Origin of the sequence: Mycetohabitans sp. B2 (genome assembly GCF_021733735.1) — a bacterium.
GTDB lineage: Bacteria > Pseudomonadota > Gammaproteobacteria > Burkholderiales > Burkholderiaceae > Mycetohabitans > Mycetohabitans rhizoxinica.
This window is the reverse complement of sequence record NZ_JAHKSP010000073.1, coordinates 1-26,815: the sequence shown is the minus strand read 5'-3', so window position 1 is coordinate 26,815 and position 26,815 is coordinate 1. Positions and strand designations below refer to the sequence as shown.

The 26,815-nt window shown below is 60.7% G+C and carries 21 protein-coding genes and 2 pseudogenes; 13 read left to right on the top strand and 10 right to left on the bottom strand.

All coding sequences use genetic code 11. From position 1 onward, the window contains the following. The first annotated feature begins 428 nt into the window (after positions 1 to 428). The 3 genes from KPG66_RS15630 (at position 429) to KPG66_RS15620 (ending at position 1,732) form a co-directional block, all read left to right on the top strand. On the top strand, positions 429 to 668 hold the full coding sequence (locus KPG66_RS15630) for a hypothetical protein (protein ID WP_157864560.1): 240 nt from the start codon (positions 429 to 431) through the stop codon (positions 666 to 668). Positions 669 to 738: 70 nt separating this feature from the next. Further along, the gene (locus KPG66_RS15625; protein WP_237071397.1) at positions 739 to 1,527 is read left to right on the top strand and encodes an OBAP family protein; all 789 of its coding nucleotides are present in this window, start codon (positions 739 to 741) and stop codon (positions 1,525 to 1,527) included. 34 nt (positions 1,528 to 1,561) lie between these two features. Then, positions 1,562 to 1,732, top strand: a complete 171-nt coding sequence (locus KPG66_RS15620; protein ID WP_237071398.1) for a zinc ribbon-containing protein — start codon at positions 1,562 to 1,564, stop codon at positions 1,730 to 1,732. Positions 1,733 to 1,862: 130 nt separating this feature from the next. Here KPG66_RS15620 and KPG66_RS15615 read toward each other — a convergent pair whose 3' ends face one another. After that, on the bottom strand, positions 1,863 to 2,045 hold the full coding sequence (locus KPG66_RS15615; protein ID WP_237071396.1) for a metal-dependent hydrolase: 183 nt from the start codon (positions 2,043 to 2,045) through the stop codon (positions 1,863 to 1,865). A 362-nt stretch (positions 2,046 to 2,407) separates the two neighbouring features. Further along, positions 2,408 to 2,723, bottom strand: a pseudogene (locus KPG66_RS15610) (LysR family transcriptional regulator); the annotation flags it as partial. 75 nt (positions 2,724 to 2,798) lie between these two features. Between KPG66_RS15610 and KPG66_RS15605 the strand changes: the two are divergent. From KPG66_RS15605 to KPG66_RS15595, 3 genes are read left to right on the top strand one after another with little or no spacing between them, the layout of a single operon-like run. Continuing rightward, positions 2,799 to 4,103, top strand: a complete 1,305-nt coding sequence (locus KPG66_RS15605) for a CitMHS family transporter (protein ID WP_237071395.1) — start codon at positions 2,799 to 2,801, stop codon at positions 4,101 to 4,103. A gap of 21 nt (positions 4,104 to 4,124) precedes the next feature. Then, complete coding sequence (locus tag KPG66_RS15600; protein WP_237071394.1) at positions 4,125 to 5,480, top strand: acyclic terpene utilization AtuA family protein; 1,356 nt, start codon at positions 4,125 to 4,127, stop codon at positions 5,478 to 5,480. Position 5,481: 1 nt separating this feature from the next. Next, the gene (locus KPG66_RS15595) at positions 5,482 to 5,799 is read left to right on the top strand and encodes an AtuA-related protein (RefSeq protein WP_237071393.1); all 318 of its coding nucleotides are present in this window, start codon (positions 5,482 to 5,484) and stop codon (positions 5,797 to 5,799) included. A 436-nt stretch (positions 5,800 to 6,235) separates the two neighbouring features. Here the strand turns inward: KPG66_RS15595 and KPG66_RS15590 are convergent, their stop codons facing one another. Genes KPG66_RS15590 through KPG66_RS15580 form a run of 3 tightly spaced genes read right to left on the bottom strand, consistent with a single transcriptional unit; the run spans position 6,236 to position 8,458 of the window. After that, the gene (locus KPG66_RS15590) at positions 6,236 to 7,480 is read right to left on the bottom strand and encodes a zinc ribbon domain-containing protein (RefSeq protein WP_041754846.1); all 1,245 of its coding nucleotides are present in this window, start codon (positions 7,478 to 7,480) and stop codon (positions 6,236 to 6,238) included. A 29-nt stretch (positions 7,481 to 7,509) separates the two neighbouring features. Further along, entirely contained in the window at positions 7,510 to 8,193 is a 684-nt protein-coding gene (locus KPG66_RS15585) for a hypothetical protein (protein ID WP_237071392.1), read from the bottom strand. A gap of 19 nt (positions 8,194 to 8,212) precedes the next feature. Then, positions 8,213 to 8,458, bottom strand: a complete 246-nt coding sequence (locus tag KPG66_RS15580) for a hypothetical protein (RefSeq protein WP_237071391.1) — start codon at positions 8,456 to 8,458, stop codon at positions 8,213 to 8,215. Between the two features lie 82 nt (positions 8,459 to 8,540). On the opposite strand from KPG66_RS15580, the gene KPG66_RS15575 reads away from it, so the two are divergent. From KPG66_RS15575 to KPG66_RS15565, 3 genes are all read left to right on the top strand, one after another. Next, positions 8,541 to 8,786 (top strand): hypothetical protein, encoded by a 246-nt coding sequence (locus KPG66_RS15575; protein ID WP_237071390.1) that lies wholly within the window; start codon positions 8,541 to 8,543, stop codon positions 8,784 to 8,786. 57 nt (positions 8,787 to 8,843) lie between these two features. Next, positions 8,844 to 9,170, top strand: coding sequence for a hypothetical protein (locus tag KPG66_RS15570; protein ID WP_237071389.1), 327 nt, complete (start codon positions 8,844 to 8,846; stop codon positions 9,168 to 9,170). A 210-nt stretch (positions 9,171 to 9,380) separates the two neighbouring features. After that, positions 9,381 to 9,560, top strand: a complete 180-nt coding sequence (locus KPG66_RS15565; protein ID WP_237071388.1) for a hypothetical protein — start codon at positions 9,381 to 9,383, stop codon at positions 9,558 to 9,560. Positions 9,561 to 10,450: 890 nt separating this feature from the next. Here the strand turns inward: KPG66_RS15565 and KPG66_RS15560 are convergent. The 4 genes from KPG66_RS15560 to KPG66_RS15545 all read right to left on the bottom strand — a co-directional run bounded on the left by KPG66_RS15560 (position 10,451) and on the right by KPG66_RS15545 (position 16,808). Continuing rightward, positions 10,451 to 11,863 (bottom strand): MFS transporter, encoded by a 1,413-nt coding sequence (locus tag KPG66_RS15560; protein ID WP_237071387.1) that lies wholly within the window; start codon positions 11,861 to 11,863, stop codon positions 10,451 to 10,453. A gap of 162 nt (positions 11,864 to 12,025) precedes the next feature. Further along, a complete protein-coding gene (gene gndA, locus KPG66_RS15555) occupies positions 12,026 to 13,435 on the bottom strand; it encodes an NADP-dependent phosphogluconate dehydrogenase (RefSeq protein WP_237071386.1) in 1,410 nt (469 codons plus the stop codon). 75 nt (positions 13,436 to 13,510) lie between these two features. Further along, on the bottom strand, positions 13,511 to 14,290 hold the full coding sequence (locus KPG66_RS15550; protein ID WP_041754838.1) for an EAL domain-containing protein: 780 nt from the start codon (positions 14,288 to 14,290) through the stop codon (positions 13,511 to 13,513). A gap of 388 nt (positions 14,291 to 14,678) precedes the next feature. Beyond that, on the bottom strand, positions 14,679 to 16,808 hold the full coding sequence (locus KPG66_RS15545; RefSeq protein WP_237071385.1) for a 3-hydroxyacyl-CoA dehydrogenase NAD-binding domain-containing protein: 2,130 nt from the start codon (positions 16,806 to 16,808) through the stop codon (positions 14,679 to 14,681). Between the two features lie 171 nt (positions 16,809 to 16,979). On the opposite strand from KPG66_RS15545, the pseudogene KPG66_RS15540 reads away from it, so the two are divergent. Beyond that, positions 16,980 to 17,098: pseudogene (locus KPG66_RS15540) on the top strand (LysR family transcriptional regulator); the annotation flags it as partial. 36 nt (positions 17,099 to 17,134) lie between these two features. On the opposite strand, the gene KPG66_RS15535 reads toward KPG66_RS15540, so the two are convergent. Continuing rightward, a complete protein-coding gene (locus tag KPG66_RS15535) occupies positions 17,135 to 18,235 on the bottom strand; it encodes a DNA topoisomerase IB (protein ID WP_237071384.1) in 1,101 nt (366 codons plus the stop codon). Between the two features lie 571 nt (positions 18,236 to 18,806). On the opposite strand from KPG66_RS15535, the gene KPG66_RS15530 reads away from it, so the two are divergent. The 3 genes from KPG66_RS15530 to KPG66_RS15520 form a co-directional block, all read left to right on the top strand. Beyond that, positions 18,807 to 19,022 carry a hypothetical protein gene (locus KPG66_RS15530; RefSeq protein ID WP_237071383.1) on the top strand — a complete coding sequence of 72 codons (216 nt, stop codon included), beginning with the start codon at positions 18,807 to 18,809 and terminating at the stop codon, positions 19,020 to 19,022. Positions 19,023 to 19,175: 153 nt separating this feature from the next. Further along, complete coding sequence (locus tag KPG66_RS15525) at positions 19,176 to 19,376, top strand: hypothetical protein (protein ID WP_237071382.1); 201 nt, start codon at positions 19,176 to 19,178, stop codon at positions 19,374 to 19,376. Positions 19,377 to 20,176: 800 nt separating this feature from the next. Continuing rightward, the coding region (locus tag KPG66_RS15520; RefSeq protein ID WP_237071381.1) for a non-ribosomal peptide synthetase at positions 20,177 to 26,815 on the top strand (6,639 nt) is incomplete at its 3' end.

Here is a 26,815-nt window from a genome sequence, read left to right as displayed (position 1 = left end):
GTGGCTGTGCCGGCCCATCGCGTGGCGTAGCGCGGCAAACGGCATGCAATCGTCCCACGAGCGCGGGCTGCGTGGCCCATCGCGGAAAAGAGAAAAATGACGCATCGCTTTCTCCAATAAAGTCGTAAGACATATCTAAAGATATAAATACTTAGATGCATTGTCAAGGTCGTAGATGTAAAAGACCTAGCGGTCCAATTTCCGCCATTGATGAAGATTGGTGCCGTCCGCCAAGGCGGCATGTGGGTGGCAGCGGTCTTCGGCGGTCGGCGAGCACCGGCGTTGCCTTTCATAGCAGTGTAGTGGCCATGACGACGGAGCATCGCGGCGTTTGCTCGTTCCGGCACCGGGCTGCCACATAGCGGCATGCGGTTTGCTCTACCCAGGGACGCGCGCTGTTGCTGCGCGCCTGTTGAAGGAGACCCATGATGAAACATCGCGATGCCGCTGATTGCGCCGACCCCGCTATGCGTAAACACGCGGAGGGTGAAAGCGAAGTAACCATCGACAAGGACGGCAAGGTGCACCAAAAAGGCCATGGCAGCATGGATGAAACGATGATTCCGCAGAAACCGGAACCGGACCGGGGCCCATACCAGCCGCCGCCGGGGCATCTTGATAATCCAAAGGACGTTGAGCCGCGCAGTGGTGGCGATTTATCGGCATGATGCCTGTGCGGCACATCGGTCTGTATCTTGAGGGCCACCGCGGCCCTATTCACGAATAACGGGGTGATCAATGAAACAACCTGCAATCTGCGCGTGCCGCCGAGCGTTCACGTCGTCAGCGCTCAAGATCGCGCTGGCCTCCGCGGCTGGCGTGTCGGCGTCGTCGGCCCGCGCCGACGAAGATCACGGCACACCCGTGCCCGGAGCAAAGCTGTCGCCGCGAAGCCGCGTGCTCGATACGGGCGCACGACTGTTGCAGAAAAAGCGGCCTGTTGACGCGATGAGCGCGTTCCTGAACGGTTTCCATTTCTATGCGGACGACATGGGCCGGCAGGTCGAGGCCTTTCATTACTGCACGCACCTGACAGAAGACTTCCATCAATGCGTGATCTATGATTCGGATGCACCGGATGCCAAGCTGATTGGCATCGAATACATCGTCAGCGAGCGTGTATTCCGCACGCTGCCCGACGAGGAGCGACGGCTATGGCACAGTCATCGCTACGAAGTGCGTTCCGGAGAACTTCTGGCGCCGGGTATCCCGGAGCAGGCCGAGCACGCGCTGATGGGGCAACTCGTCAACACGTATGGCAAGACGTGGCATACGTGGCAGATCGATCGTGATCATGCGTTGCCGTTTGGCATTCCGCAACTGATGATGAGTTTCACAGATGACGGGCAACTTGACCGTGCGCGCGTGCGGGCGCGTGACGCGCGGTTCGGCGTGTCTACCGACGCGCTGCGTCGGCGCCGTGCTGATCTGGCGCAGCCGCAGCCGATTGCCGGTGCGGACGCGTGGCAGGACGGCAGCACGCTGCAGCTTGCGGCGGCTGAAGTCAAGGTAAAAGTGCCGCGTTGAGTGGCGCGTATATCGGGCTGGCCAGAGGACGAAGATAACAGCGCGTGCTGGAGAAAGGGCGCAGAAGACGGGGGACTTTCGTTGCGCAAAGTGCCATCGCTCGACGCACGTGCCGGCCGGCACGCCGATTCCGAAATGCCCGCATTGCGGCAATGAAACGTATAGCGAGCGCACGCACGAGCCCGGCAACAAGCGATCAAGTTGACAGCTGTGACCGACGGACCGGGTGACGCTGTCTGCGATGTGCATGCCGTACGCTCTTTGCGCCCATGCTGCTGGTAGCGAGATAAGAGCGGGACAGTGTGTGTCATTGGTTCAAGACCTGATCTCCGCGCTCATCGATTCAATAAGCCAATGCATACGCGACGGTTGTGCCGGCCCTTGTTGTCGATTTTCAGAATGCGGATTGGGCGCAAGGCTTCGGTTTCGGACAGGTGGATGTTGCCGCATGCTTGACGACCCAGACCCACGATCTCCGCGATGCGAATCTGGCCGTCTTCGGTTGCGGGAGGTGTCACCGACCTCAAACGGATCCGTCCGTGTTGCTCGCGTGCGACCGCCAGCGGTAAATAAATGTCCCAAATAGGCAGGCACGTCGATTACGAGCGCACCATTGAATGCCTGAAAGACAAGGGCATTGAGCACGTGCGTGCCCGTGTGAGGTTCGCGCATCGCACGTGCTGTCGTGCTTGCCTGCCATATTCGTTCGAGATCGCGCGAGTATCGGGCATCGCGCCATCGGCGTATTGGTTAGATTGCGGCCAGCGGAAACACGGTGAGCTAGGCCGACTGCCGACCCAGCCTACGCCAATGTTGCGCCGTCATTGAGCTTGCGCCGCAACGCCGATACAAATCGCTCCGTTACGGGTGGTAAACGTCGGCAAGTGATCCGCACGACACCGCTCAAACCGTCGCCCAACGTGCGTGCGTCAACCAGCACTTTTCCATATCATGCAGCGATTGCTTCAGCGCAGGAAGCAATGCATGTCCCACGGGGAGCATCGCCACTTTACGACTGTTGCGATCAAGTAGGCGCGTGCCCACCGCCTCTTCCAATCTGCGAACCTGGATGTTAGTGCAGGCGCAGACAAATGTAGGCGGGCCGCGGCCAGTGTGAAGCTTCCCGTCTGAGCTACGGTGACAAAGGCTCTGATATAGCGCAGTCTTATATCCGTTGTGTTTTCGAATGCTGTGATTAAATTATTTCAATTGATTTATCCGATGGATGAAAATATCCTTGGTCGAGTTGAACGATAAACCATGGACCGATCATGTTGCCGTTGCTAGGATTCGCTACTATCGTGGTCTTGCTCGCAGTTATCCTTTCGAAGCGAATGTCGCCGCTGGTAGCGCTGATTGTGGTGCCCATTGCTGCGTCGTTGATCGGAGGCTTTGGGTGGCAGACTTGCAAGTTCGTGATCGACGGCTTAAGAAACATGGCGCCGGTCGTTGGCATGTTCATATTTGCGATTCTTTATTTCGGAACGATCACGGACGCCGGTATGCTTGATCCGATTATCGACCGCATCCTAAGAGCGGTTGGTACGAGGCCGACACGCATCGTCATAGGAACGACACTGCTGGCGTTACTGATCCATCTCGACGGTTCAGGTGCAGTGTGTTTCCTCGTAACCATTCCAGCGATGCTGCCACTTTACGATCGCTTGAAGATGGATCGTCGTGTGTTGGCGGCAGCTGTATCAATGGCGGCGGGGATTAACTTTTTACCGTGGACAGGGCCCACGATCCGGGCATCCGCATCGTTGAATTTGCCCGTTTCGTCGATCTTCAACCCGCTCATACCAGTCCAGGCGATTGGGTTGGTGTTCGTATTTGGTACCGCATATCTGCTTGGTCGTCGCGAGGAAAAGCGACTTGGATTCACGCGCCTCACCAAGCCAATACCGATACCCGAGCGCAAGCTCACACCCGAAGAAATGAAGGTACGTCGTCCTCAGTATTTTTGGTTTAACGTCGGCCTTACAATAAGCGTGCTTGGCACGTTGGTGGCGATGGGAGACAAAGTGCCGCCTGCAATAGTGTTTATGGTCGGGCTATGCATTGCCTTAGTGGTCAACTATCCGAATGTCGAGATGCAGCGTAATCGTATCGATGCGCATGCGCGAGCCGCATTGATGATGGCCGGCATTCTACTGGCGGCGGGCGTTTTTACCGGAGTGCTGCAAGGTAGTGGCATGCTCAAAGCGATGGCTCACTCTGCAGTGGGCCTGGTGCCCCAAGAGATGGCTAGCCATATCCCTTTTACGCTCGGGCTCATAGCGATGCCGCTCAGCATGCTGTTTGATCCTGACTCGTTCTATTTTGGTGTATTACCGGTTATTGCCGAAGTGGCGGGGCACCTTGGTGTGCCTGCGTTGCAGGTCGCGCAAGCAGCGTTGCTCGGACAAATGACCACGGGATTTCCCGTTAGTCCACTCACGCCTGCCACATTCCTCGTGGTCGGATTGTGTGGTATCGATCTCGCCGATCACCAGAAATTTAGCTTCCCTCTGTTGTTTGGTGCTTCGATTGTCATGACTGTCGCAGCAGTCGTACTGGGCGTTTTCCCCTTGTGAGTGTTGATGGAGAATGAGGCCATGGCTGTAACTCACGATCCGCGCCGAGTGCGCGTCGGTGCGGGCGCCGGATATTCGGGCGACCGGATAGAGCCCGCTGTCGAACTGGCCGAATACGGCGAACTAGACTATCTCGTATTCGAATGTCTCGCGGAGAGAACGATCGCCATCGCCCAGCAAATGCGGCGCAGTAACCCAGAACTGGGCTATGACCCGCTGCTTGAGGCACGCATGATGGCCGTTCTGCCTGTCGCAGCGCGTAACGGCGTGCAAATCATCTCCAACATGGGCGCGGCCAATCCGCTTGCGGCTGCGCGCAAGACAGCCCAGATCGCTCGATCATTAGACCTGGACGGCTTGAAGATTGCCGCGGTGACAGGAGATGACGTGCTAGACGTCGTACGACAGGGCAACTTCTATTTTGAGGAGTCGGGTGACAGCGTAGCGTCGTACGCTGAGCGGCTTGTGTCGGCGAACGCTTATCTGGGCGCGGCGCCGATCATCGCCGCGCTGGCGGCCGGCGCGGATGTTGTGCTGACGGGACGCGTCGCCGATCCGGCGCTTTTCATCGCACCGCTGATTCATGAGTTCGGCTGGAACAGGGATGACTGGGATAGGCTCGGGCAAGCCACTGTCATCGGGCACTTGCTGGAGTGTGCGGGCCAGGTCACAGGCGGTTATTTTGCCGATCCGGGTTTCAAAGACGTACCCCATCTTGCCCGCCTGGGGTTTCCGATCGCCGAGGTTTGCGCGGATGGAGCCGCCGTCATAACAAAATTGCCCGCCGCCGGCGGTCGAGTGACCGAGGCAACGTGCAAGGAGCAATTGCTCTATGAGATCCATGACCCGAGTCGCTACGTGCAACCTGACGTCGTGGCGGATTTCACCGAGGTCCGGGTATTGGAAGAAGCGCCCGATCGTGTCCGTCTGGCCGGCGGCCGTGGTACGGCGCACACCGATACGCTGAAGGTCTCGGTCGGTTATCTGGATGGCTTCATCGGCGAAGGACAGATCTCGTACTGTGGCCCGGGCGCGCTGGCGCGGGCGCGCGCCGCACTCGATATCGTGCGTGAACGGCTGCAACTGACCGGCGTTGAAACCCGGGAGCTGCGGCTTGACCTGATTGGCGTGAACGCCCTGTCTGGACGCGCGGGAACGCGCGACGGTGAGCCATACGAAGTTCGGGCGCGCGTCGCGGGACGGACTGCGTCGATTGGGGATGCGATGCGCATCGGCAATGAGGTGGAGACGCTCTATACCAATGGTCCTGCGGGCGGCGGTGGCGTCAGCAAGACAACACGCGAGGTACTCGCCGTGCAATCGATCTTGTTGCCAAGGGCACATGTGCACCCGACATTCGAATTCGTGGAGGCATAAGATGAAGTTGCGGGATCTAGCTCACTCGCGTACCGGTGACAAGGGGGATACGTTGAACATATCGGTCATATGTTACGACAGTCGCCACTATGAGTATTTGCGTCGCACGCTGTCGGCCGAGCGGGTGAAAGCTCACTTGCAGGACGTGGTACGGGGCGACGTCATCCGCTACGAATTGCCGAGGCTCGCGGCGTTCAACTTCGTTGCCCAACATGCGCTCGGTGGCGGCGTGACTCGATCGCTTGCGTTGGACGCGCATGGCAAGTCGCTGAGCAGTGTGCTGCTTGACCTGGATCTCGAAGACCCCGAGGATGTCTAATCCGCTTCCGTGGACCACCGGCCTGCTGGCAGTCCAGGCCGGGCACGGCGGCAGTGCGTATCGCCTCGTTATGTCGTCCTGCTCATGTCGGAATAGCAGTTTGTAGTTCACCAACGCGCCGCAACGGTCCACGATCGATTGCCGGCCGGAATAGATGTCTGCAACCGATCGTTCTGCCAAACTGACGATATAGGCCGGATCCCCGTTCGGTGTCGCGTCGGTGTCTGCCATGAATTGCCTCGGTCAGTCGGCCAGCCCGATGCCGGCTGCGACGGTCTGCCGCCCGATGCCATGCAGTATCCGCCCGCCGTCGTCGTTGCGGTTTGCTGCCGCGCCCCGGCAGGCGACCGCACGTTAATCGCGGCCTGTACGGCGAACGCGAGGGCCGTGGCCAACAGGCAGGCCGCCGATTCCCATAACCGTTAGCATGTAACCGTTAGGCCTGGCGCCGCGTGCCGCACTCGCCGCAGAACAGGTCTTCCTCGCCCATCGGCTTGTGGCATTGCGTGCACGTCGTGGCGCCGTTGTTGTCGCTTGGCGTAGGGTGCGTCGCCGTGTCACGCGACGTGGGCGTCGGGGCGTGCGGCGACGCACCGTGCGGCGCAGCGGGCGGGTTCGTCATCGCGCCGCTCGCATAAGCCGCGCGCGCCTGCCTAGCCCGTCTCCTTGCGTCGGCGACGCGCTGCCTTAGCTTCCTTTCGGTGACCGAAACGTCGATGCCACTGGCGGTTTGCAGATAGATAAGGCACGTCCCGTTCACGAACGTCAAAAAGGGAATGACCAGGCCGATCGCGATCAACAGGCCGTTGCCGAAGCCGAACGACCCAAGGTACGCTATGCTATGGCGGTCTAAGCCGTTGCCGGACGCGCTGCCCATCGCATTGCCGTTCATGCCATAGCCGCCGTATTGGCCGTCGAAAGTGCTGAGCCCGCCAAATCCGTCAACCCTGCCGAGGCCACTGAGCAGGTCGAACAGACCACTTAACGGCCTGATGCCCACCCCCATCGATGCCGACGACGCGATCACCATGCCGGTGCCAAGAATGCCGAACACGATAATGGATAGAACGCCGACGAGCAACAGCAGCATGAACATTTGAATGATCATGCCAAGCAGTTGATGACGACCTATGTGCAGCAGGCGCGCGGTAGTCTGCAGTGTCGAGTTGCCCTGCCAAATCGCAGGGGCCGCGAGCGGGTAGCCGACGTACCACATACCGGCAAAGGCGGCACCCGCCACGATTGCTGCAATCGGATAGGCGATCGCGTACAGTAGTGGGCCGACACCAGGGATCTTGCAGACGAAGAATACGAACAGCAGCGCCAGCAGTAGCGCCAGCCAGCCGGTGCCGAGCAGGGCGCCGACACCGACGAACCGGTGCGCGGTGAGCGCAGCCTGACGCAGCGCATCGATAAAGCCAACACGTTCGCCCTGTGCACCACGCATCAGGATGATGCCGACTGCCGAATAGCCAACGATCATCGCGGCGATCGTTGCAAGGATGAACGGCAAGCCAAGCATGATACTGTGGCGCAGCATCTGCATCGTAAGCATGCCAATGAGCATCGTCGCGACGACGGAGAGCGCGCACATGGCTAGCGCGCGCCAGTTCGTCACCGCTTCGGCTGCACGCAGCAGTCCGAACTGGCCTGTTGCTAGCGTGTGGTCGGTCATGGACATCGTCAATCTCCTTTCGATTTTGAGCCGGCTTAGCGTTCGGCGGGTGCGTCGAGCAGCGCAACGACGGTGACACCCTCGACCTGGGCAAGCTGGACGCTCGATTGACGGGTCGAGCCTGACTTGCCGTTCAGCACGACCTGGCTCTTGAGTGTGTACGTGCCTTGCGGCGCACCGGCCGGTAGCTTCAACGTGAAACTGTTGTCGAATTCGCCGCTGCCGGGTGCTGTGTTGACAATCTTTTCGCCGCGCTTGAATGCTTGGCCAGAAGGGGCGTAGACGGTCACCACCTCCTTCACTTCCTGCACAGCCTCGTTCGTGCCCGATACCGCGCGGATCTGCGATTGCAGCTTAATCGGCTCGCCGGTCTTGACGGCCGTGCGCGGCGTTACCGTGGTAGTGTAGGCATCGATCTTCGCGTACGTCGGCAGGCTATTGCGATTGCTTGCGCGATATTCGCGATCGACTTCGGCGGACGTCTTGGTCTGCCGCGTCGCCACTTCGATTACGGCGCACGCGGCGAGCCCGGCCGCCGCGCCGCTGAGCGCGCCTTTCGTGCCGCCGAACAGTGCGCCAACGATTGCGCCGCCGGCGCCCAGTGCCGTGCAACGCAACACGGTTTCCGTTGAGCCCGTGTTCGTACCGTTCTGAGTGGCGCAGGCGCTTGCCAGCAACGTGACCGCGCAGGTCACCGCCAGGGTTTTCTGGAATTTCATCTCAGTCTTCTCCGATATGTCACTCAAGTGAGCTGCTATTTCGCAGTGCTTCCATTTGCTGCGCCTTGGCTCGGGCAACGAGCCCCTTCGCCTGTCCGTTACCAGGGTCGAGCATCAGCACGCTCTCTGCTGTCGCGATGGCTTTGTCGTACTGGCCGCACGACAGATCGCCGTTGGCGCGCCTGAGTAGCCCGCTGATTGCGGATGCGGGGGATGCCGTTGCGTTCGACTTGCGCTCGGGCGCACGGCGCGGCTTGGGGGACACTGCCGCAACGGCAGGGGGTTCGGCCGGTGCCGTTGCCGCTGATTGAGACTGCGCAACCCGTGCTGCGGGTGCGGGGCCCGCTGTGGTCGGCGTGGACGCCGCGGCGGTTTCAGCCGACGCCGGCGCATTCGCCGGTGTGTTTGAAAGCATCGTGGCCGGGGCGGCGGTGGTGGCGACGGCCGTGTCCGAAGTTGCTGTGCCTAAGGAAGCCGCGTTCGACGTGGGCGTGTTGGCAGCCGCCAATTCGGAAGCTACCGCACCAGAAGCGTTCATGCTCGAATCGGAAATGGTCGATGCCGCGACCGGGGCCTGTGTGGAAGCAGCGTGATGCTTATGCCACCAGAGCGCGCCGCAAACGCATGCCGCGACGATCGTGACGCTCGCGATGGCCACTGTCCGCCGCCACGGCGTGTTCGAGGCCAGCGCAGTACCGGTGCATGAACTCGGTTGTGACGACGGACCCGACTCAGTCGGTGCGAGCTGGGTCAGTGCTTTAAGCGTGATTCGGCCGTCCGTGTCGGAAGCCGCGTCACCGTGCTGGTTGGCTGCGGCCGCTGGGCGTGAGGCGTTAAGCTGGGCCGGGGCCGAATGCTTGCCATCGACATCATCCGGCGCGGCAGACGCTCCAGTGACGTTGTCGTTGCTGTCATGCTGCGTATTTGCTATTGCATTCGCCGATACGGCCTTAACGTCAGGCAAGTCTGTCGGGTGAGTGTTGACCGGGGGCGACTCGGGTCCATGGTGGGCGGCCGAGGAAGCCACGGGCGTTCTGGCCCTCGGCAGGCTTGATTCGACGTCGACCTTATCGATATTCGTTGAAGTTGCGACGGGCGTACCACACTTGTTGCAGAAGTGCTGACGCGCGGGCAGCGTATGCCCGCAATGTCGGCAAGCTGTCCTGGCTTCTTTGCTCGGGGCGGCCATGACCGGCGTGCCGCATGTGCTGCAGAACTTCTGGCTATTGGGTAGTTTGGCCTTGCAGTGGGCGCATGAAATCATGCGTATTCCTGTTGTTTTTTCGAGTGACGCAGCGCATGCGCGCGCGTCGATCGAGATGTGTAACGGTCTGCCAGCATTGGGTTCGTGGTGCGGATTCGGCTGAGCGGACCGGCGAAGGTCAGTGACAGTAGATTCGCGGCGCAGAATGTCACCTCGCGTGCGATCGGTGTGACATGCGAAATGCCGCGACATGGGCACGTGCACGCTTCCTCGTTGAGGAACGTGCTTGCACAATGGTGCCACGCGCTTCGAATTGTAATGATGTATTCATGTGTTCCGTGATGCGGCGGCCAAATTTAAACTGATAAATTTATTCCTTTCCATTTCATTATTTTGGCGTTAGCAATTAATGAACTTGAGAAGTAAATTGCTGCACCAAACCCAATATCGCGGTACGGTCGGCATGCACGGCGTGAGTCACTAGCGACGCGTGAGGCGCTCGCACGTTAGTTGAAACCGTGCTGGCCGCGGCAATAGGCGAGCGGATTATCACCGCGTTTATACGACGGCCACAAGAATGCACAATGTGCATATTATTTTCGGACGAAATGGTTTCGATAGGCGCGCGCCATCGACGTATATCGGTTGGGCGAAAATAAGACACGGCAATCCGGTGTGCATCGCGTTGCAACTGCCGGTCGAGTACAGGCTGGATAAATTCACGCGAGCAATCTTGATGGCCGATGCCCAGCACGTCGAAAGGTGTTCGTGCACAACATCGTTTTATCGGTAGCTTTGCTGCGCCGCTCGTAAAGCGGGCCGTGGGCACCTTCAGCGTCGAGAAGAATCTACAAGGCTAGCCGGCGGGCACGACAATCGTCATGGTGACGGACAACGCACGCCTGGGGCAGCCGGCGGCCTCAATGCGCCGTAGCCGGCCGCGAAGGCGGCGATCCCGATCGCGAAATGATGGTGCTACAGGGCTGTGCAAGCGCAATGATGGCGCACAAGGTTGTACAAGCGCGTGGCAGCCCGCTGCGCGCCGTCATGTCATCACGGCATCTCGGGCCGCGTTGCCCGCCCGCCGGTGATCGACCGGCGCGCTGCATAGGCAAGCAGTGCAGCCGTCGCGGTATTGAACACGAACAGGCCCCCCGGTCCAAGCACGGTCATCGCCATGGATGCAATCGTCGGCCCCGATAGTCCGCCGATCGAAAACAAGATTAACAGCGTCGCACTGATCGCAATGCGCCGGTTTGCGTCGATATGATCGTTCACATAGGAGACGATGACCCCGTAAAGCGTGAACGCCGCGGCGACGTACACGAGCGTTGCGATACCGACAAACCAATGCACGCGTACGATGATCAACGAGGCACTCAGGATGGTGGCCAGCACCGCAAGGTGGAACACCAGCACGCGGCGCTCGATGCGGTCTGACAACTTGCCGATTGGCCATTGCGACAGCAATGCGCCGATCAACACGAGGCCCATGAAGTGCGACAGTTCGCTAACCGAAAAGCCGATGCCAGTCAGGAACACTGGGGTCATCGAATAAAACGCACTGGACAGCAACCCAGCGCAGATGCAACCGGGAATCGCCAAGGGCGTATCGCGCCACAGATCGATGGCATTGCCAATCCATGACCGAGGGCGGCGCACGCCGGCCCGGTCCTCGAATACGTGTACTGGCCAACCTTCCAGCAGCGTGACGGGCAGGATGGCGCCAACAAACAGCGCACCGACGATCAGCAGGTTGCGCCCGCCGGATGCGCCGGCTATGTCCAGCAGGAACTGCCCCGCGCCGACGCCCAGGTACGTGATCGCCAGGTACGCCGAGAACACCCGGCCGCGCATCGCGTTCGGGACCGCGCCGTTGAGCCAGCTCTCGACGCACGCGTAGACACCCATGAATGCAACACCGCTGCAAAAGCGCAGCGCGCCGCCGATCCATGGCGAGTCGAACGTGCCGAATGCGAGCGCGGTCAGCGCAGCGCCAGCCGAAAACGCGACGAATGCGCGATGCTGGCCGATGCGCTCGATCAGCCGGCTGTTGGTCACGGCCCCTGCGACAAATCCCACGTAGTAGCATGACTGCACGAGCCCGACTGCGACCGTCGACAGTCCCGCATGCAGCATCCGGATCGGGATCAGCGTTGTGAACAGCCCGTTGCCGACCATCAGCACCGCATACGCGGCGAGCAGGCCGGAGAGCGAACGGAACAACGCACCGGTTGGATCCGGTTGGACGGTGGGGCGCGGCAGGTCGTGCCATTGACGCGCGGCTGCCTCGGAGGGCGGCGGCGCGGGCGGGGGTTCCAGCGGAACATCCTGCGCCGGATCGTTTGACGAATTCGGTGGTGCGTTCGACGCTTGCTTTGCCGGTGGTTCGGCCAGCGCCGCGTCTGCGGCTGCCGCCCCAGGCATTGCTGTCGCCATGTTGGGATCGAATCGTGGATCGTTCATTCCCGGCCTCCGTTGGGGCACAAACGGGGTAAGCAAAATAACGGCTGGGGCGGAACAGCGTTGCGCAGCATGAATATAGGACAATCGATCAACAGGAACGGCTGCGTGTCCATCACGGCAGGGCGGCACGGCACACGCGGTGTCATGGCGAAACGGGTGTCGCTACACCCAACGGGCATGGAAACTACCGGGTTTGTCAATGCGTTCAAACGTATGGGCGCCGAAAAAGTCGCGCTGCGCTTGGATCAGGTTGGCCGGCAATGTTTCGGCGCGGTACGCGTCGAAATACGCGATCGCGGACGCGAACGCCGGCACTGGCACGCCGGCTTGCACAGCCGCAACCACGACCTCGCGCAGCGCCGTCTGGTATTGTGCGGCGACATCGCGGAAATAGGGCGCGAGTAACAGGTTGACCAGCGCCGGATTTTGCGCATACGCGTCGGTGATCTTTTGCAGGAAGCGCGCGCGGATGATGCAGCCGGCGCGGAAAATGCGCGCGATCGTGCCATATTGCAAATCCCATCCATACTCATCGGACGCGGCACGCAATTGCGCGAACCCTTGCGCGTATGAAATCACCTTGCTTAGATACAGCGCGCGCCGGATCGCCTCGATGAATGGCTCGCGTGCACCCGTCAGCGCGCGCGGCGACGGGCCACTCAGTTGGCGGCTGGCCATCACCCGCTCGGATTTAAGCGAGGACAGCACGCGGGCGAACACTGACTCAGTGATCAACTGCAATGGCACGCCCAGGTCCAATGCGTTCTGGCTGGTCCATTTGCCGGTGCCTTTCTGCGCGGCGCGGTCGAGCACGACATCGACCAGATCCTGGCCGGTCTCGTCATCCTTGCGCGCGAAGATCTTGGACGTGATGTCGATCAGGTAGCTGTCAAGCTCACCTTCGTTCCACTGCGCGTACACGTCGCGCAATTGCGCGTTGGACAAGCCCGCGACATGCTTGAGCAAGGCATAGCTTTCGGCGATCAACTGCATGTCGCCGTACTCGATGCCGTTATGGACCATCTTCACATAGTGGCCGGCGCCGTCCGGTCCCATGTACGCGACACATGGCTCGCCGTCGTCGGCACGCGCGGCAATGCGCGTGAGAATCGGTTCGACGCGCTCGTATGCGTCACGTGGCCCGCCCGGCATGATCGACGGGCCGTGCAGCGCGCCTTCTTCGCCACCCGACACGCCGGTGCCGATGAAATGCAGGCCGGCGTCGGCCAGTTCGCGGTGGCGGCGCATCGTGTCGGTGAAATGGGTATTGCCGCCGTCAATCAGCACGTCCCCCCGTTCCAGCAGCGGCTTGAGCGCAGCAATGGTGTCGTCGGTCGGCGTGCCGGCCTTGACCATTAGCAGGATACGTCGCGGCGTTTCGAGCGATTCGACGAACGCTTGCAACGTATTAGTCGGGACCAATTTGCGATCCGGCAATGCCCTGATCAACGCGTCAGTGCGCTCACGCGTGCGGTTGTAGACCGATACCGCATAGCCGCGGCTTTCGATGTTCAATGCCAGATTGCGACCCATGACCGCGAGTCCGATCACGCCAATGGCCTGCTTGCCCATGTTGCAGCTCCGAAACGCGTTGCAAGTCTTTGATTGTCGCATCTTCGCACAACTTGCGCGGACCGGTTGGATACCTCAAAGCAGTGACGATTTCGATTCGCGGTTAAGCAATTGCGACATGACGGCGCTGTCGACCGGGCGATAGTAAAAATTGCCGATCATCTCGAAGCATTCGTGACGCCTGAAAAACTCGAATTGCTCGAAGCTGTTAACGTCATGGACGGTGATCTTTAGGCCGGTGGAGTGTGCATGCGCCACCAGCAGCCTGGCGAGTGTCTCGCCGGTGCGTGCTTTGGCCGATGGCGATACCAACGCGCCATCGAGCTTGATCCGGTCCAGTTGCAGCGTGGCCAGGTGCTCGTCGCCCTGCGCGCGAAAACGCACGTCCGTAACCGTGCTCTGGACCTGCAACGCATGCAGCGCGGACAGCGCCGCATCGGCATGGGCCAGGTTCTCGAGCAATGCCGTTTCCGCGATGTCTAACGCTAGGTAGCATCCATGCAACTGCGCCTGCTGCAAAATCGCTTCCACGCGCTGCGCCACGTTCTGCATGCGAAATAGCGCGGCGGGCATCGGCACTGCGACATGGATCGGTGGCAGTCCGGCCTGCTGCCACTTGTAATTTTGCTGGCAGGCCTGGCGCAGCATCCACTCGCCGACCTCGACCACGATCTCGCTGTCGTGCGCGGCGCTCAGCAAGGCCGATTGGGCGACCGGTTTGCCGTCCGGGTCCGGCCAATACAGCGATACGACGGCCCCTTCTATCCAGCCGCTGGTCAGGTTGACCTGGGGCTGATAGCGCAGGCGGAACGTGTTGTCGCGTATCGCCTGTTCCACACTCTCCTTGAGTGTCATTGGTGCATTGAGACTGGCGTTCATACCGTACGTGGCATAGAAAGAGGACGCCGTTCCAGGCTGGATGAAGACAATAGCCTGCCTGGGCGGTGACTTTAAGTATGGCCCTGTCGGTCGTGCTTTCCCCGCGCTGACAACATCCTTGTCGGATTTTTGTCGTCGTGTAAAAAGTACCCAGTCAATACGGTCTGAACTTGACTCGTATTGGTGGTTTGCGTGCAGCGTTATGGTTCACGTCGACTAGACAGCCTTCAATATAGTGACTTTCCGGGCGGGCGAATATCAGGATTGTCCGAGCATAAGCGTTGCGCAACGTCCGAGTAACCGACCGGACGTCGCTTTCGCAAGTTATATGCCCAGGGCCCGCCAGGGCGACGGGCCGCTGCGCCTACGCGTCGGCGAGGCGGTTCAGGCTTGCAAAGGTGGCGCTTTTGTCCGCTAGTTCGACGAGCAATGGCGATGGTTGCCAAAATAACGGATCTTGACGCGCGAATTGCCGGATATCGGCGAGCACGTTCGCCAGGCCCCGCGTGTCGGCGTAGTGCATCGGGCCGCCGTGATAGCGCGGAAATCCGTAGCCGTGCACGAGCACGACATCCACATCGAGCGGCCGCAATGCAATGCGCTCATGCACGACGTTGGCGCCCTCGTTGATCATGGCGGCCAAATAGCGGCGCACGATTTCCTCGTCGGTGAATTCGCGTGGTGTTATCCCGGCCCGCTGTCGCTCGGATGCGATGATTGCCTCGACCTCGGGATCGGGCGTGCCGGTGCGTTGGCCCGACTCATACAAGTAATAACCACGACCGGTTTTCTGGCCGAACCAGCCACGTTCACACAGGCGGTCCGGGATCTGCACGTAGCGGGCGCGCGGATCGCGCGTAGCCGCACGGCGCTTGCGGGCGGCCCAGCCGATATCGCCGCCAGCCAGGTCGATGACCTGGTATGGCCCCATCGGAAAGCCGAAATCGCGGATCGCGCGATCGATCTGGTAGGGTGAGGCGCCGTCCTCCATCATCGCATCGGCGGCAGCACGATATACGGCCAACAGCCGGTTGCCAATGAAACCGTCGCACACTCCGGCTCGCACGGGCGTCTTGTGCAGGCGCTTGGCGAACTCGAACGCCGTGGCCACGACGTCGGCATCCACCTTGGCCGGCACGACAATCTCGAGCAGCTTCATCACGTTGGCCGGCGAAAAGAAGTGCAGTCCAATCACGTCACTCGCGCGCCCGGTGCTGGCGGCGATCTCGTCGATGTCCAAATATGACGTGTTGGTCGCCAGCACGGCGCCGCGCTGGCAGACACGGTCCAGCTGCGCAAAAATGGCTTTCTTCACCGCGAGATCTTCGAATACCGCTTCGATGACCAAATCCACGTTGGCCAACGCGTCATACGATGTGCTGCCGCAGAGCCGGGACAGCGTGACGGCACTGGCCGACGCGCTCAGCTTGCCCTTGACAACCAGCCCGTCGTAGACCCGTTGCACATGGGCCCGAGCGCGTGCCAGCGACGCATCGTCGCGTTCGATCAGGGTGACCGGAAAGCCCGCATCGAGCGCGGCTACCGCGATGCCGGCGCCCATCGTGCCGCCGCCGACCACGCCAACCGTGTCGATCGTGCGCGGTGATGCATGCTGGCTTTCCGGTGTCTTGGCGGCTTCGCGCTCGGCAAAGAACGCGTGCACGAGCCCCGCGCGCTGCGGGCTGTCAAGGCATTGCAGGAATGCCTGGCGTTCAAGCTTCATTCCTTCGTCGAACGGCAAATCGATAGCTGCTTCGATCGCCTCGACGATTTTCAGCGGCGAGAATAGCCCACGCGAGCGGCGCACGACGTCGGCGCGGGCGGCCTGCACGGCCGCATGGCTCGCGTCGCGATCCGCGAGTGCCTTGGCGCAGCGGGTCGGACGTGCTCCGGCGTGCGAGGCTAACAACGCCTGCACATAGGCCAGGCCTTCCGCTCGCGTGTCGTCGCTTTGGCTGATGCGGTCCAGTAGTCCGAGCTGGAGTGCTTCGTCGATGTTGACATGGCGTCCGCTCAATGCCAGATCGAGCGCGGCACGCGCGCCGATCAGTCGCGGTGTGCGTTGCGTGCCACCGGCCCCCGGCATGAGGCCGAGCTGCACTTCCGGCAAGCCGAGTTTCGCGCCGGGGGTGGCGATCCGGTAGTGCGCGGACAGCGCGATTTCTAAGCCGCCCCCCAGCGCCGCGCCGTGAATCGCGGCGACCACGGGCTTGCGGCACGATTCAATGCGCTGGCATACCTGCGGCAGCGACGGCGACAATGGTGGCTTGCCGAACTCGCGGATGTCGGCGCCGGCGATGAAGTTACGGCCCGCGCCGAGCAGCAACACCGCTGCGACCTCGTCGCAGCCCTCAGCGGCGTCGATCGCGTCGATCAGGCCTCGACGTACCGCGACCCCAAGTGCATTCACTGGCGGATAGTCGATCGTGACAACTAGAACCTTACCGTGTCGTTCATGGCTCACGGGTTGGGTCGGGGAGGGAGCGAGGGTCATTGGGCGTGTCTCCGGAATAGGGGGGCGCGCGGCGCACTTCGCCGGCCAATTGTCCAATCGATAACCTGTATTAACAATTACAACGATGGTTGACAGACTGTCAAAAAATTTTGAACTGCTGCGTGATGGCGCCGTGCGTCATGCCTTATGCGCTGCGAAGCACGTGCAACCATGGACCTGAACGCCCTTACGTTGCTGGTCGAAATCCTCGAAGCCGGCAATCTCAGCGAGGCCGCGCGTCGGCGAAGATGTCGCGTGCGAACGTAAGCTACCATTTGAATCAGCTAGATGCTAACGCGCGCGCATGTCCCGCCGTGGCGCAGGGGTCATCGGGTACGGCGCGACCCTGCGCGGGCTGTGCGCGCGTGATGGTGAAGCAGGGAGGCGAACAGCGCTTCGTCGGCCTTCAGGCGCCGGTGCTGGCGCAGCGGCTCAAGTGTGGCAAGCGTACCTGTTTCGAAAGCCTCGAGCACTACGGGATGGATATAGCATTTACGGCATACGGCAGGCGTGTTGCGCAGTAGATCGGCGACCTGACGGACCGTGTCAATCACATGCCGGCGCGCGCACGTGAGGTTGCACGGCGGAATCTGACGCAACGCGCCAAGTGCAAGAACGCTACCAGCCCACGTTCTGTAGTCCTTCGCAGTGAAGCCCGTTCCGCTTATCTCGCGCAGGTACGCATTAATGTCGGTCGAGCCGATAGCGTGCCGCTCGCCGCACTCGTCGACATACTGGAATAGTTCATGGCCAGGCAGGTCCATGCAGCGTCGCACGACGCGCACGATACGTGGGTCGTCGATGTCGACGTCGTGCTCGACGCCGCTCTTGCCACGAAACCGCAGCCGCATGCGGTCGGCGTCGAGCGCTAGGTGTTGCTTGCGCAGGGTCGTCAAGCCGTAGGACCGGTTTTCACGTGCGTACTCGGGGCTGCCGATCCGCACCAGTGTACGGTCGAGCAGCCGTACCAACGCCGCGGCCACTTTTTCGCGTGGCATCCCCGGGCGCTGCAGGTCCCGCGTCACGCGCGTGCGGATCTTCGGCAACGCCCGCGCAAAGTCGGCCATCCGTGCGTATTTGTGTGTGTCACGCATCATGCGCCAAGCGGCGTGATAGCGGTATTGCTTACGCCCGCGCGCGTCGCGGCCGGTGGCTTGCAAGTGACCGTATGGGTCCGGGCAGATCCACACGTCGATATACGCGGGCGGTATCGCCAACGCATTAATGCGCTCGATGCGCGCGCGATCGCGAATGCGCGTGCCCCGTGTGTCGAAGTACGCGAACCGGCCATTAACCGCACGGCGCGTATAGCCGGGCTGCGTGTCGCTCACGTAGCGCAACTGCTCGCACGCATCGGCATCGGGCGCGGGGCGTTGCCGGCGACGCGGGGTGGCTTGTGTTGCAGTCGGGGCCGGTGTGTCAGGCATGGTGTTTCATGGCAGCGGCGAAGGGCACGCGGCGAAGCGCAACCTACGTGCCCGTCACACGCCGGGTCGGGAATGAAGTCTGCTGAAACATTGGCAAGGCGCGCCACGCGCGTCTGTCCATGTACTTATGGGGGACCAGTGAGACGCGCAAGCAAGGTGCTGTATCGATGGGTCTCCGACAATGGGCTAGTCACGGCTGCTTTAGGTGTATTTGGGCAGACGATGAGTCACTTATCGCCGATACCTCGCCACTGTGAATTGGACCGCTACGACGATGAAAAGGTGTCGTAGGGCAACGCGCCCGTCACGTGCGCTGGCGGTGGCGCGAGTCGGCACCAGCGTGAGCGGTGACTACAGGACAGTAGTGGCGTTGGTGTGCCATCTTCGAGCGGCGCGGTGGCACCGGCATCGGGGACGCAGTGGCACCGGCATCGGGTAGTGCGGCGCACGTCGGTGGCGGCGCTGGTGGTGTGGTCTGTGGCGTAGCGGGCGGCCTGGCTGCGGGTGCGGGAAGGAAGCTGGCTCGCACTGGAATCGACCGACATGTTTTTTAGACTGAGGAGCACGACTTATGGAACGAAAGTCAAATGAAGCACCGGCGAAGCCAGGTGATGCGCGATCCCCGCAACAGGGAGGCGCGCCACGGCAGCGCCTCGATGTGCCGACCGCAGCGGATCGCCGGCTCACCGAAGCGCAGAAGGCGACGATAACAGGGCATCCGCCCGCACCGACCAAAGCAGGTCATGAGCCACTGCCCGCCCCACAGGACGTAGGGGAAGATGGGTGAGCGGCGTGGTCAGTAATGCGTCAACCGATTGCCGTCGATTTTGACACGATCGCTGGGACGCAAGCTGTCGGGCGGTAGCACGTCGAATGTACGAGACGTGTCGTTATTGAGCGACGCGACGATCTGATAGTTGGTAAAGATAGGCTATGCGTATTGCTGGCCTATTCTATTGTTGGCGACGGTGCGGCTAAGGGCGCTGATCGGGGCGGTGGTATCGTGCTCAGGGCCGCGGCGGATTTGATTGCCGATCATTTCCCCTTCGACAGTACGCATTTCAAAGAACACTGCTCGCCGCGCACCGTTTTGGTCCAAGCTTTTCAGCATGTTTCGCTTGCCAAAGGTCACGACGTTTAAACGGAAGTTCACCTATGTTGGTCGTACCTGCTCATCTTTTGCTCCTCAGCGCCTTCGTACTGGCAGATTCCGTCTTGCCTCACAGGTTGGCGTACCGGTTATTCGGTGGCTACGTTATCCCCCAGAGCTTCGCACCGAGCCGTTACCCGCTCCGCATGTCCCGGTAGAGGATGGTTGATAGAACAACCGGTTTTGTCAGGTTATACCTTATCCTGTGAAACCGAAATTCAGGCGGCTTGCAGGCCGCACAAACACGGCCTTTGCGATATCTACACCAACTGCTGGAGTGCAATTCATTTGTGGGTCTTCCCGGCTGCTGAGAAATGCGTGCATTTTCCACTTCGGCACTTTGGTGCCGCGGGCCCGTGAGATCCACCTTACTCCTCTTTCTGCCTTCACGAGTGGGACGCATTCATTTCAATTTCCTAGGTAATTCCCACTGCGTCGCGTGATTACCTACTTGCCGCGAAGCAATCAGAGACAAGAAGCCGTCATCCATGTTCTGTAAAATTTACCGATATTAGTTAAATATCTTAATAATAAGCGCGGAATTATCGAATGGCTTTCAATTTGTTGACAAGAACTGGTCACTCAAATAATGTCCGATTCCGCCGGAAAAGCCAGGTGAGAATGATGAAAACGGGGTACGGAATTGATCCGGATCAGCTTGGCGAAGACACCCCGCGGTAAACCAAAGCGATTGCCCGGAGACGAGGCGGTTGTATGTAATGCGTGAGGGGATAGGTGGACTCACGCCCTTGAAATCGAATAAATCACTGATCAAATTTGGAGTCCATGTGATGTCTGCTGGCGCGGTTTCTCTAACCACTTACCCCCTTTCTTCGGCGCAAACGGAGATCTGGCTTGCCCAGCAGCTTCATTCCGACAGTCCAGTCTACAACATCGCCCAGTACACGGTCATTGAAGGTGCGATCGATCCCACGGTGTTTGAGGCGGCATTGCGGCAGGTGATCGATGAAGTCGACAGCTTGCGCCTGCAATTTGTTGAAAGTGAAGCGGGTCTGCGGCAGAGGATCGGCTCACTGGCATGGTCGATGCCGGTGCTGGATCTGACGGCAGAAGCGGATCCACAGGCGGCGGCCCAGGCGTGGATGCGGGCCGATTATCAGCAGCCGGTGAATGTGTTGCAGGGACCGCTTTTTTGCTATGCGTTGTTGAAAGTGGCGCCCGCGCAATGGATTTGGTATCAGCGCTATCACCATATCATGATGGATGGCTATGGCCAGTACCTGATCGCGCAACGTGTTGCACACGTGTACAGCGCGCTGCGCGTGGGAGAGGAGCCCGCGCCCTGTACGTTGGGCTCGGTGCTGAAGCTGTTAGAAAGCGATGCGCAGTATCAGACCTCGGCCCAACGGGAGAAAGACGAAGCGTATTGGCTCAAGCACTGTGCCCATTGGCCTGAGCCTGCGACGCTGGCAAATCGTGCCGCCCCGGCCTTACAGCACCGGTTGCGTCAGACAGCCTATCTGGCGACCCAGGTGCTGGGCGACGCTGCGTCAGATGTGGATCGGCTAACCCAGTTTCTAACGGCCGCGTTGGCTGCGTATTTGCATCGGATGACCGGAGCCCAAGATGTGGCGCTAGGCTTGCCAGTGACCGCTCGCCTAGGCGCGAATCGACATATTCCTGGTGTGGCTTCTAATACAGTTCCACTGCGGTTCACGTTCGAAACGAAGTTGGCCTTAGCATCGTTGCTGCAGCAGGCTGCGCAGATCCAACGTGGCTTCCGGTATCAACGTTATCCGAGCGAAGCGCTGCGGCGCAAGCTTGGGCTCATGTCTGGACAAGCACTATTTGGCGCCACAGTCAACGTGATGCCGTTTGACTATGATCTATTGTTCGATGGTTATCCGTCGTCGAATCATAATCTGCTCAATGGTCCGGTCGAGGATTTGATGCTTGCGGTCTATTGGGCGCCAGATAACCCTCAATTACGGATTGACTTTAACGTGAATCCTGCATGCTACACGGCGGAAGAGCTTGAGGCGCATCGGTGTCGGTTTGTCCGGTTTATGCAAGCGCTGGCCGCTGACGTCACGCAACCAATTGACAGCATCGATCTGCTCGACGCTGACGAGCGGCATCGGCTGCTGGTCGAGTGGAATGCGACAAAACAAAACTATCCATCGCACTTATGTATCCACCAGTTGTTCGAAGCGCAGGTTGAGCGCACGCCCGAGGCGACAGCACTGGTCTATGAAGATCAAACGTTCAGTTATGCGCAGCTGAACGCACAAGCCAATCGCCTCGCACACCAGTTGATCGAGTTAGGCGTCAAACCCGATGCCCGGGTGGCGATCTGTGTGCAGCGCAGTGCTGCGCTGGTCGTGGGGTTGCTGGCGATTTTGAAAGCCGGCGGTGCGTATGTGCCGCTCGATCCCGCGTATCCGGGCGAGCGCTTGGCGCACATCCTCGCCGATGCGGCACCGAGCATTGTGCTGGCCGATGCAGCTGGGCGCGCTGCGTTGGGCGAGGCAGCGCTGGCTGAGTGCACGGTGCTCGATCCGTCCACCCTGCCGGCATTGCCGGACAAGAATCCGTCGGTGGCGGGCCTGACGGCCCGGCATCTGGCGTATGTGATCTATACGTCGGGCTCGACCGGCACCCCGAAGGGCGTGATGGTCGAACATGCACAAGCCGTCAATTTCTTGTGCTGGGCGGTGCAAACCTTTACGCCCTTGGAGACGCAGCATACGCTATTTGCCACCTCAATCAGTTTTGATCTGTCCGTCTATGAGTGCTTTGTGCCGCTCGCGCAAGGTTCGACCGTTCACTTGGTCAAAGATGCATTGGCTTTAATGCATCAGACGCAGCCTGTCTCACTGATTAATACGGTGCCTTCCGCGCTGCAGTCCCTGCTGGCGCATGGGGCTAACTTATCTTCGGCCACCACGATTAACCTGGCGGGTGAGCCGCTGACAGCGCGCTTCATTCAGCAAATCTTTGAGCAAACGCCAATCCAGCGTCTGTGTAACCTTTATGGGCCTTCGGAGAGCACCACCTATTCGACGTGGCGGCCGATGCATCGTGGCGAGGCATTGATTGAGAGCATCGGTCGACCGATTGCGAACACAAGAGTCTATCTGCTCGATGCGCACGGCCAGCCGGTGCCACTGGGTGCGGTCGGCGAGTTGTATATTGGAGGCGCAGGCGTCGCACGGGGCTATCTGAACCGGCCCGGACTCACCGCCGAGCGCTTTGTGCCCGATCCGTTCTCAAATGAAGCGGATGCACGGCTGTATAAGACCGGGGATTTGGCGCGTTATTTACCGGACGGCAATCTGGAGTTTTTGGGGCGCAACGATGACCAAGTCAAGATCCGCGGCTTTCGCATTGAGCCGGGCGAGATTGAGGCGTGTTTAACGGCGCACCCGCAGGTGCGTGATGCGGTGGTGCTGGCAACAGGTGAGGGCTCGGCTAAGCGGCTGGTGGCGTATGTGCAGGCCGAAGCAGACGAGCTACTCGCGAGCACGCTGCGCGCGCAGGTGGCGGCGAGGCTGCCCGAGTATATGGTGCCCAGCGCGTTTGTGCGGCTGGACGCGTTTCCGCTGACACCGAACGGCAAGCTTGATCGGCGTGCACTGCCCGCACCGGATGACGAGGCGCTGGCGCATCAAGCGTATGAAGCGCCACAAGGCGAGTTGGAGGCGACGCTCGCGGCGATCTGGATCGAGCTATTGGGTGTCGAACATGTGGGTCGGCACGATAGCTTCTTTGCGCTCGGGGGCCACTCGCTGCTGGCAGTGCGGTTGATGAACCGAGTCAGAGAACTGGGTGCCGACGTGCCGCTGGCGACGTTGTTCGCGATGCCCACGTTGGCCGCGTTTGCCGCGGCGCTTGAAGCCCACTGGCAACAAGGCACCGATACGCTGCCCGAGATCATGCCAGTGTCGCGCGAAGGTAATTTGCCGCTGTCGTTCGCACAGCAGCGGCTGCGGTTTCTTGCGCAGCTCGATAGGGGCAGCCAGTCGTATCATATGCCGCTGGCGCTGCATGTGCGCGGGTCGCTGGATCGGGCGGCATGGCAACAAGCATTGGATGCGCTGTGGGCGCGCCATGAAGCGCTGCGCTCGACGTTTGTGAGCGTTGAGGGTCAGCCACAGGTGCGGCTGCTGCCGGCGGACACGGGCGTGCCGCTGCGCTGGCATGATCTGCGTGGGGTGCCCGATGCGCAGGCGCAACTGGCCCGCTTGAGTCACGAAGCCACGCACGCGCCGTTCGATCTGGCGCGCGGTCCGTTGATCCATGCGTGCGGCATTCAATTGGCCGATGACGAACACGTGGTGCTGCTCACGCAACACCATATTGTGTCGGATGGCTGGTCGATCGGGGTGATGGTGCGCGAGTTCAGTGCACTGTACGCGGCGAGCGTGGGGGCGCAAGCCGATCCGTTGCCGCCGCTGACGGTTCAGTATCCAGACTATGTGGCCTGGCAACGGCAGTGGCTCACGGGTGAGCGGCTGCAAGCGCAAAGCGACTATTGGCGTGCGACGCTGGCCGACGCACCCGTGTTGCTGGCACTCCCGACCGACCGGCCGCGCCCGGCACAACAGTCGTTTGCCGGCGCGCACGTGCCAGTGCGGATCGATGCATCGACCACGCAAGCGCTCAAGCGCTTAAGCGTTGAGCATGGCACGACGCTATTTGTGACGGTGCTGGCCGCATGGAGCGCGGTGCTCGCGCGCCTGTCAGGTCAGCATGACGTGGTCATCGGCACGCCCAGCGCTAATCGTAACCACCGCCAGATCGAGCCGTTGATTGGTTTTTTTGTCAATACGTTGGCGTTGCGCGTGGATTTGTCGGGCGAACCCGATACTGCACAGCTGCTCGCGCGCGTGCGGCGCACGACGCTGGACGCGCAAGCGCATCAGGATCTGCCGTTTGAGCAAGTGGTGGAGATCGTGCAGCCGCCGCGTCGATTGAGTCATACGCCGCTGTTTCAAGTGATGTTGGCGTGGCAGAACAATGCGCCAGGCGAGTGGCGCCTACCCGGGCTCACGGCCACGCCAGCTGAGCTGGAGTATGACGCAGTGAAGTTCGATCTCGAGCTGAACTTATCTGAGGCAGTCGAGGAGATCATCGGCAGCTTAGGGTATGCGACGGCGCTATTCGATCGATCCACGATCGATCGGCACGTCGGGTATCTACAGACGATGTTGCGCGCCATGGTGGCTTGCCCAAAGCAGCCGGTTGCAACGCTTGAGGTGCTGTCACCGGCTGAGCGTCAGTTGCTGCTGCAGACATGGAATGCGACGCAGCAGGCGTATCCGGCGCACCAATGCATTCACCAGTTGTTCGAAGCGCAGGTCGAGCGTACCCCCGAAGCGCCAGCGCTGATCTATGAAGCGCAGACACTGAGCTATGCCGAGCTGAACGCACAAGCCAATCGCTTGGCACACCAGTTAATCGAATGGGGTGTCAAGCCCGACACGCGCGTGGCGGTCTGCGTGCAGCGCAGTCCCGCGCTAGTCGTGGGGCTGCTGGCGGTTTTGAAGGCTGGGGGTGTGTATGTTCCGCTCGATCCCAGCTATCCGAGTGAGCGGCGCGCGTACATGTTAGAGGACAGCGCATCGGCAGTGGTATGCGTGCAGGCTGCGACGCGGGAGTTAATCGACAAGTGGCCGATGCCAGTCATCGATTTAGATACCAGCGCTGAACGCAATTATCCAGAACATAATCCACGGTTGCCGTCCTTGACGCTGCGCCACCTAGCTTATGTAATTTATACCTCGGGCTCCACCGGCCAGCCCAAGGGGGTGAGCGCAACTATCGAGGGGTTAAGGAACCGTTTGCTGTGGTTCGTCCAGGATGTGCTGAAAGAGCCGCCAGTCACTGCATTGAAGACAAGTATCGGCTTTGTGGATTCCGTCACCGAGCTACTTGGGACATTGCTTGCTGGCGGTAAGCTGGTTGTATTTAGCAACGCTGAGGTCAAAGATGTGTCCTTATTCGCACGACGTCTAAGGCAGGCAGGAGTGTCCCATCTGGTTATCGTGCCGTCGTTGCTAAAAGCTCTTTTGGAAGGAGAAGCGGATCAGCTCGGTATGCTGCGAATGCTCATATGCAGTGGCGAGCGGTTAGCGCCTGAGTTAGCGCGTCGAGTTGTTGCCATATGGCCGAAGATCCAGTTGCTTAATTTTTATGGATCATCGGAAGTGAATGGCGATGTCACGTGCTATGAATACGGCAGCGTGAAGCAAGTGCCGCCACAGGCGATTATTGGTCGGCCGATTTCAAACACGCGCGTTTATCTGCTTGACGCGTACGGTCAGCCGGTGCCACTGGGCGCGGTGGGCGAGCTGTATATCGGTGGCGCGGGGGTGGCACGCGGCTATCTGAACCGGCCCGAACTCACCGCCGAGCGCTTTGTGCCGGATCCGTTCTCAGATGACGCGGGTGCACGGCTGTATAAGACCGGGGATCTGGCGCGTTATTTACCGGACGGCAATCTGGAGTTTGTGGGGCGCAATGATGAGCAAGTCAAGATCCGTGGCTTTCGCATTGAACCGGGTGAGATCGAAGCGTGCTTAACAGCGCACCCGCAGGTGCGTGATGCGGTGGTGCTCGCATGCGGTGAGGGCTCGGATAAGCGGCTGGTTGCCTATGTGCAGGCCGAAGCGGACGAGCCACTGGCGAGCACACTGCGCGCGCAGGTGGCGGCGAGCCTACCCGAGTACATGGTGCCCAGTGCATTCGTGCGACTCGATGCATTGCCGCTGACACCGAACGGCAAGCTGGATCGGCGCGCATTGCCGGCACCCAGCGCTGACGCGTTTGCGCACCAGGCGTATGAAGCACCGCAAGGCGAGCTCGAGACCACGCTAGCGGCGATCTGGAGCGAGTTGCTGAGTGTCAAACGAGTCGGTCGGCACGACAATTTCTTCGCGCTCGGTGGGCATTCACTACTGGCAGTGCGTTTGATGAACCGGGTAGCTGCGCTGGGCATCGCATTGCCGCTAGCGACGTTGTTTGCTGCACCCACATTGGCTGGCTTGGCTGCGGTACTCGAGGCGCAACGCGCGTCAGACGGTGCGGCGCTACCCGCGATCACGCTGGTGTCGCGTGACGGTGCACTGCCGCTGTCGTTCGCGCAGCAACGGCTATGGTTCTTTGCGCAGCTCGATGGGGGGAGCGATACGTATCATATGCCGATGGCATTGCGCCTGCGCGGTACATTGAACCCCATCGCGTGGCAACAAGCGCTGGATGTGCTGTGGGCGCGTCACGAAGCGCTGCGCTCGGTGTTCATCAGCGTCGAGGGTCAGCCGCAAGTGCAGCTGTTGCCCGCCGAGGCAGGGATGCCGATGACCTGGCATGACCTGCGCGGCGTGTCTGACGCGGCTACTCAGCTCGCCCAACTCAGCGCCGAGGCCGCCCAAGCACCGTTCGATCTGGCCTGTGGCCCGCTGATGCGC

Coding starts and splice junctions, on each gene's coding strand:
- KPG66_RS15565 (WP_237071388.1), top strand. CDS start 9,381: ATGACCGGCGTGCCGCATGTGCTGCAGAACTTCTGGCTATTGGGTAGT.
- KPG66_RS15585 (WP_237071392.1), bottom strand. CDS start 8,193: ATGAAATTCCAGAAAACCCTGGCGGTGACCTGCGCGGTCACGTTGCTG.
- KPG66_RS15605 (WP_237071395.1), top strand. CDS start 2,799: ATGTTGCCGTTGCTAGGATTCGCTACTATCGTGGTCTTGCTCGCAGTT.
- gndA (WP_237071386.1), bottom strand. CDS start 13,435: ATGGGCAAGCAGGCCATTGGCGTGATCGGACTCGCGGTCATGGGTCGC.
- KPG66_RS15545 (WP_237071385.1), bottom strand. CDS start 16,808: ATGACCCTCGCTCCCTCCCCGACCCAACCCGTGAGCCATGAACGACAC.
- KPG66_RS15535 (WP_237071384.1), bottom strand. CDS start 18,235: ATGCCTGACACACCGGCCCCGACTGCAACACAAGCCACCCCGCGTCGC.
- KPG66_RS15625 (WP_237071397.1), top strand. CDS start 739: ATGAAACAACCTGCAATCTGCGCGTGCCGCCGAGCGTTCACGTCGTCA.
- KPG66_RS15600 (WP_237071394.1), top strand. CDS start 4,125: ATGGCTGTAACTCACGATCCGCGCCGAGTGCGCGTCGGTGCGGGCGCC.
- KPG66_RS15570 (WP_237071389.1), top strand. CDS start 8,844: ATGGCCACTGTCCGCCGCCACGGCGTGTTCGAGGCCAGCGCAGTACCG.
- KPG66_RS15550 (WP_041754838.1), bottom strand. CDS start 14,290: ATGACACTCAAGGAGAGTGTGGAACAGGCGATACGCGACAACACGTTC.
- KPG66_RS15595 (WP_237071393.1), top strand. CDS start 5,482: ATGAAGTTGCGGGATCTAGCTCACTCGCGTACCGGTGACAAGGGGGAT.
- KPG66_RS15530 (WP_237071383.1), top strand. CDS start 18,807: ATGGAACGAAAGTCAAATGAAGCACCGGCGAAGCCAGGTGATGCGCGA.
- KPG66_RS15590 (WP_041754846.1), bottom strand. CDS start 7,480: ATGTCCATGACCGACCACACGCTAGCAACAGGCCAGTTCGGACTGCTG.
- KPG66_RS15560 (WP_237071387.1), bottom strand. CDS start 11,863: ATGAACGATCCACGATTCGATCCCAACATGGCGACAGCAATGCCTGGG.
- KPG66_RS15630 (WP_157864560.1), top strand. CDS start 429: ATGAAACATCGCGATGCCGCTGATTGCGCCGACCCCGCTATGCGTAAA.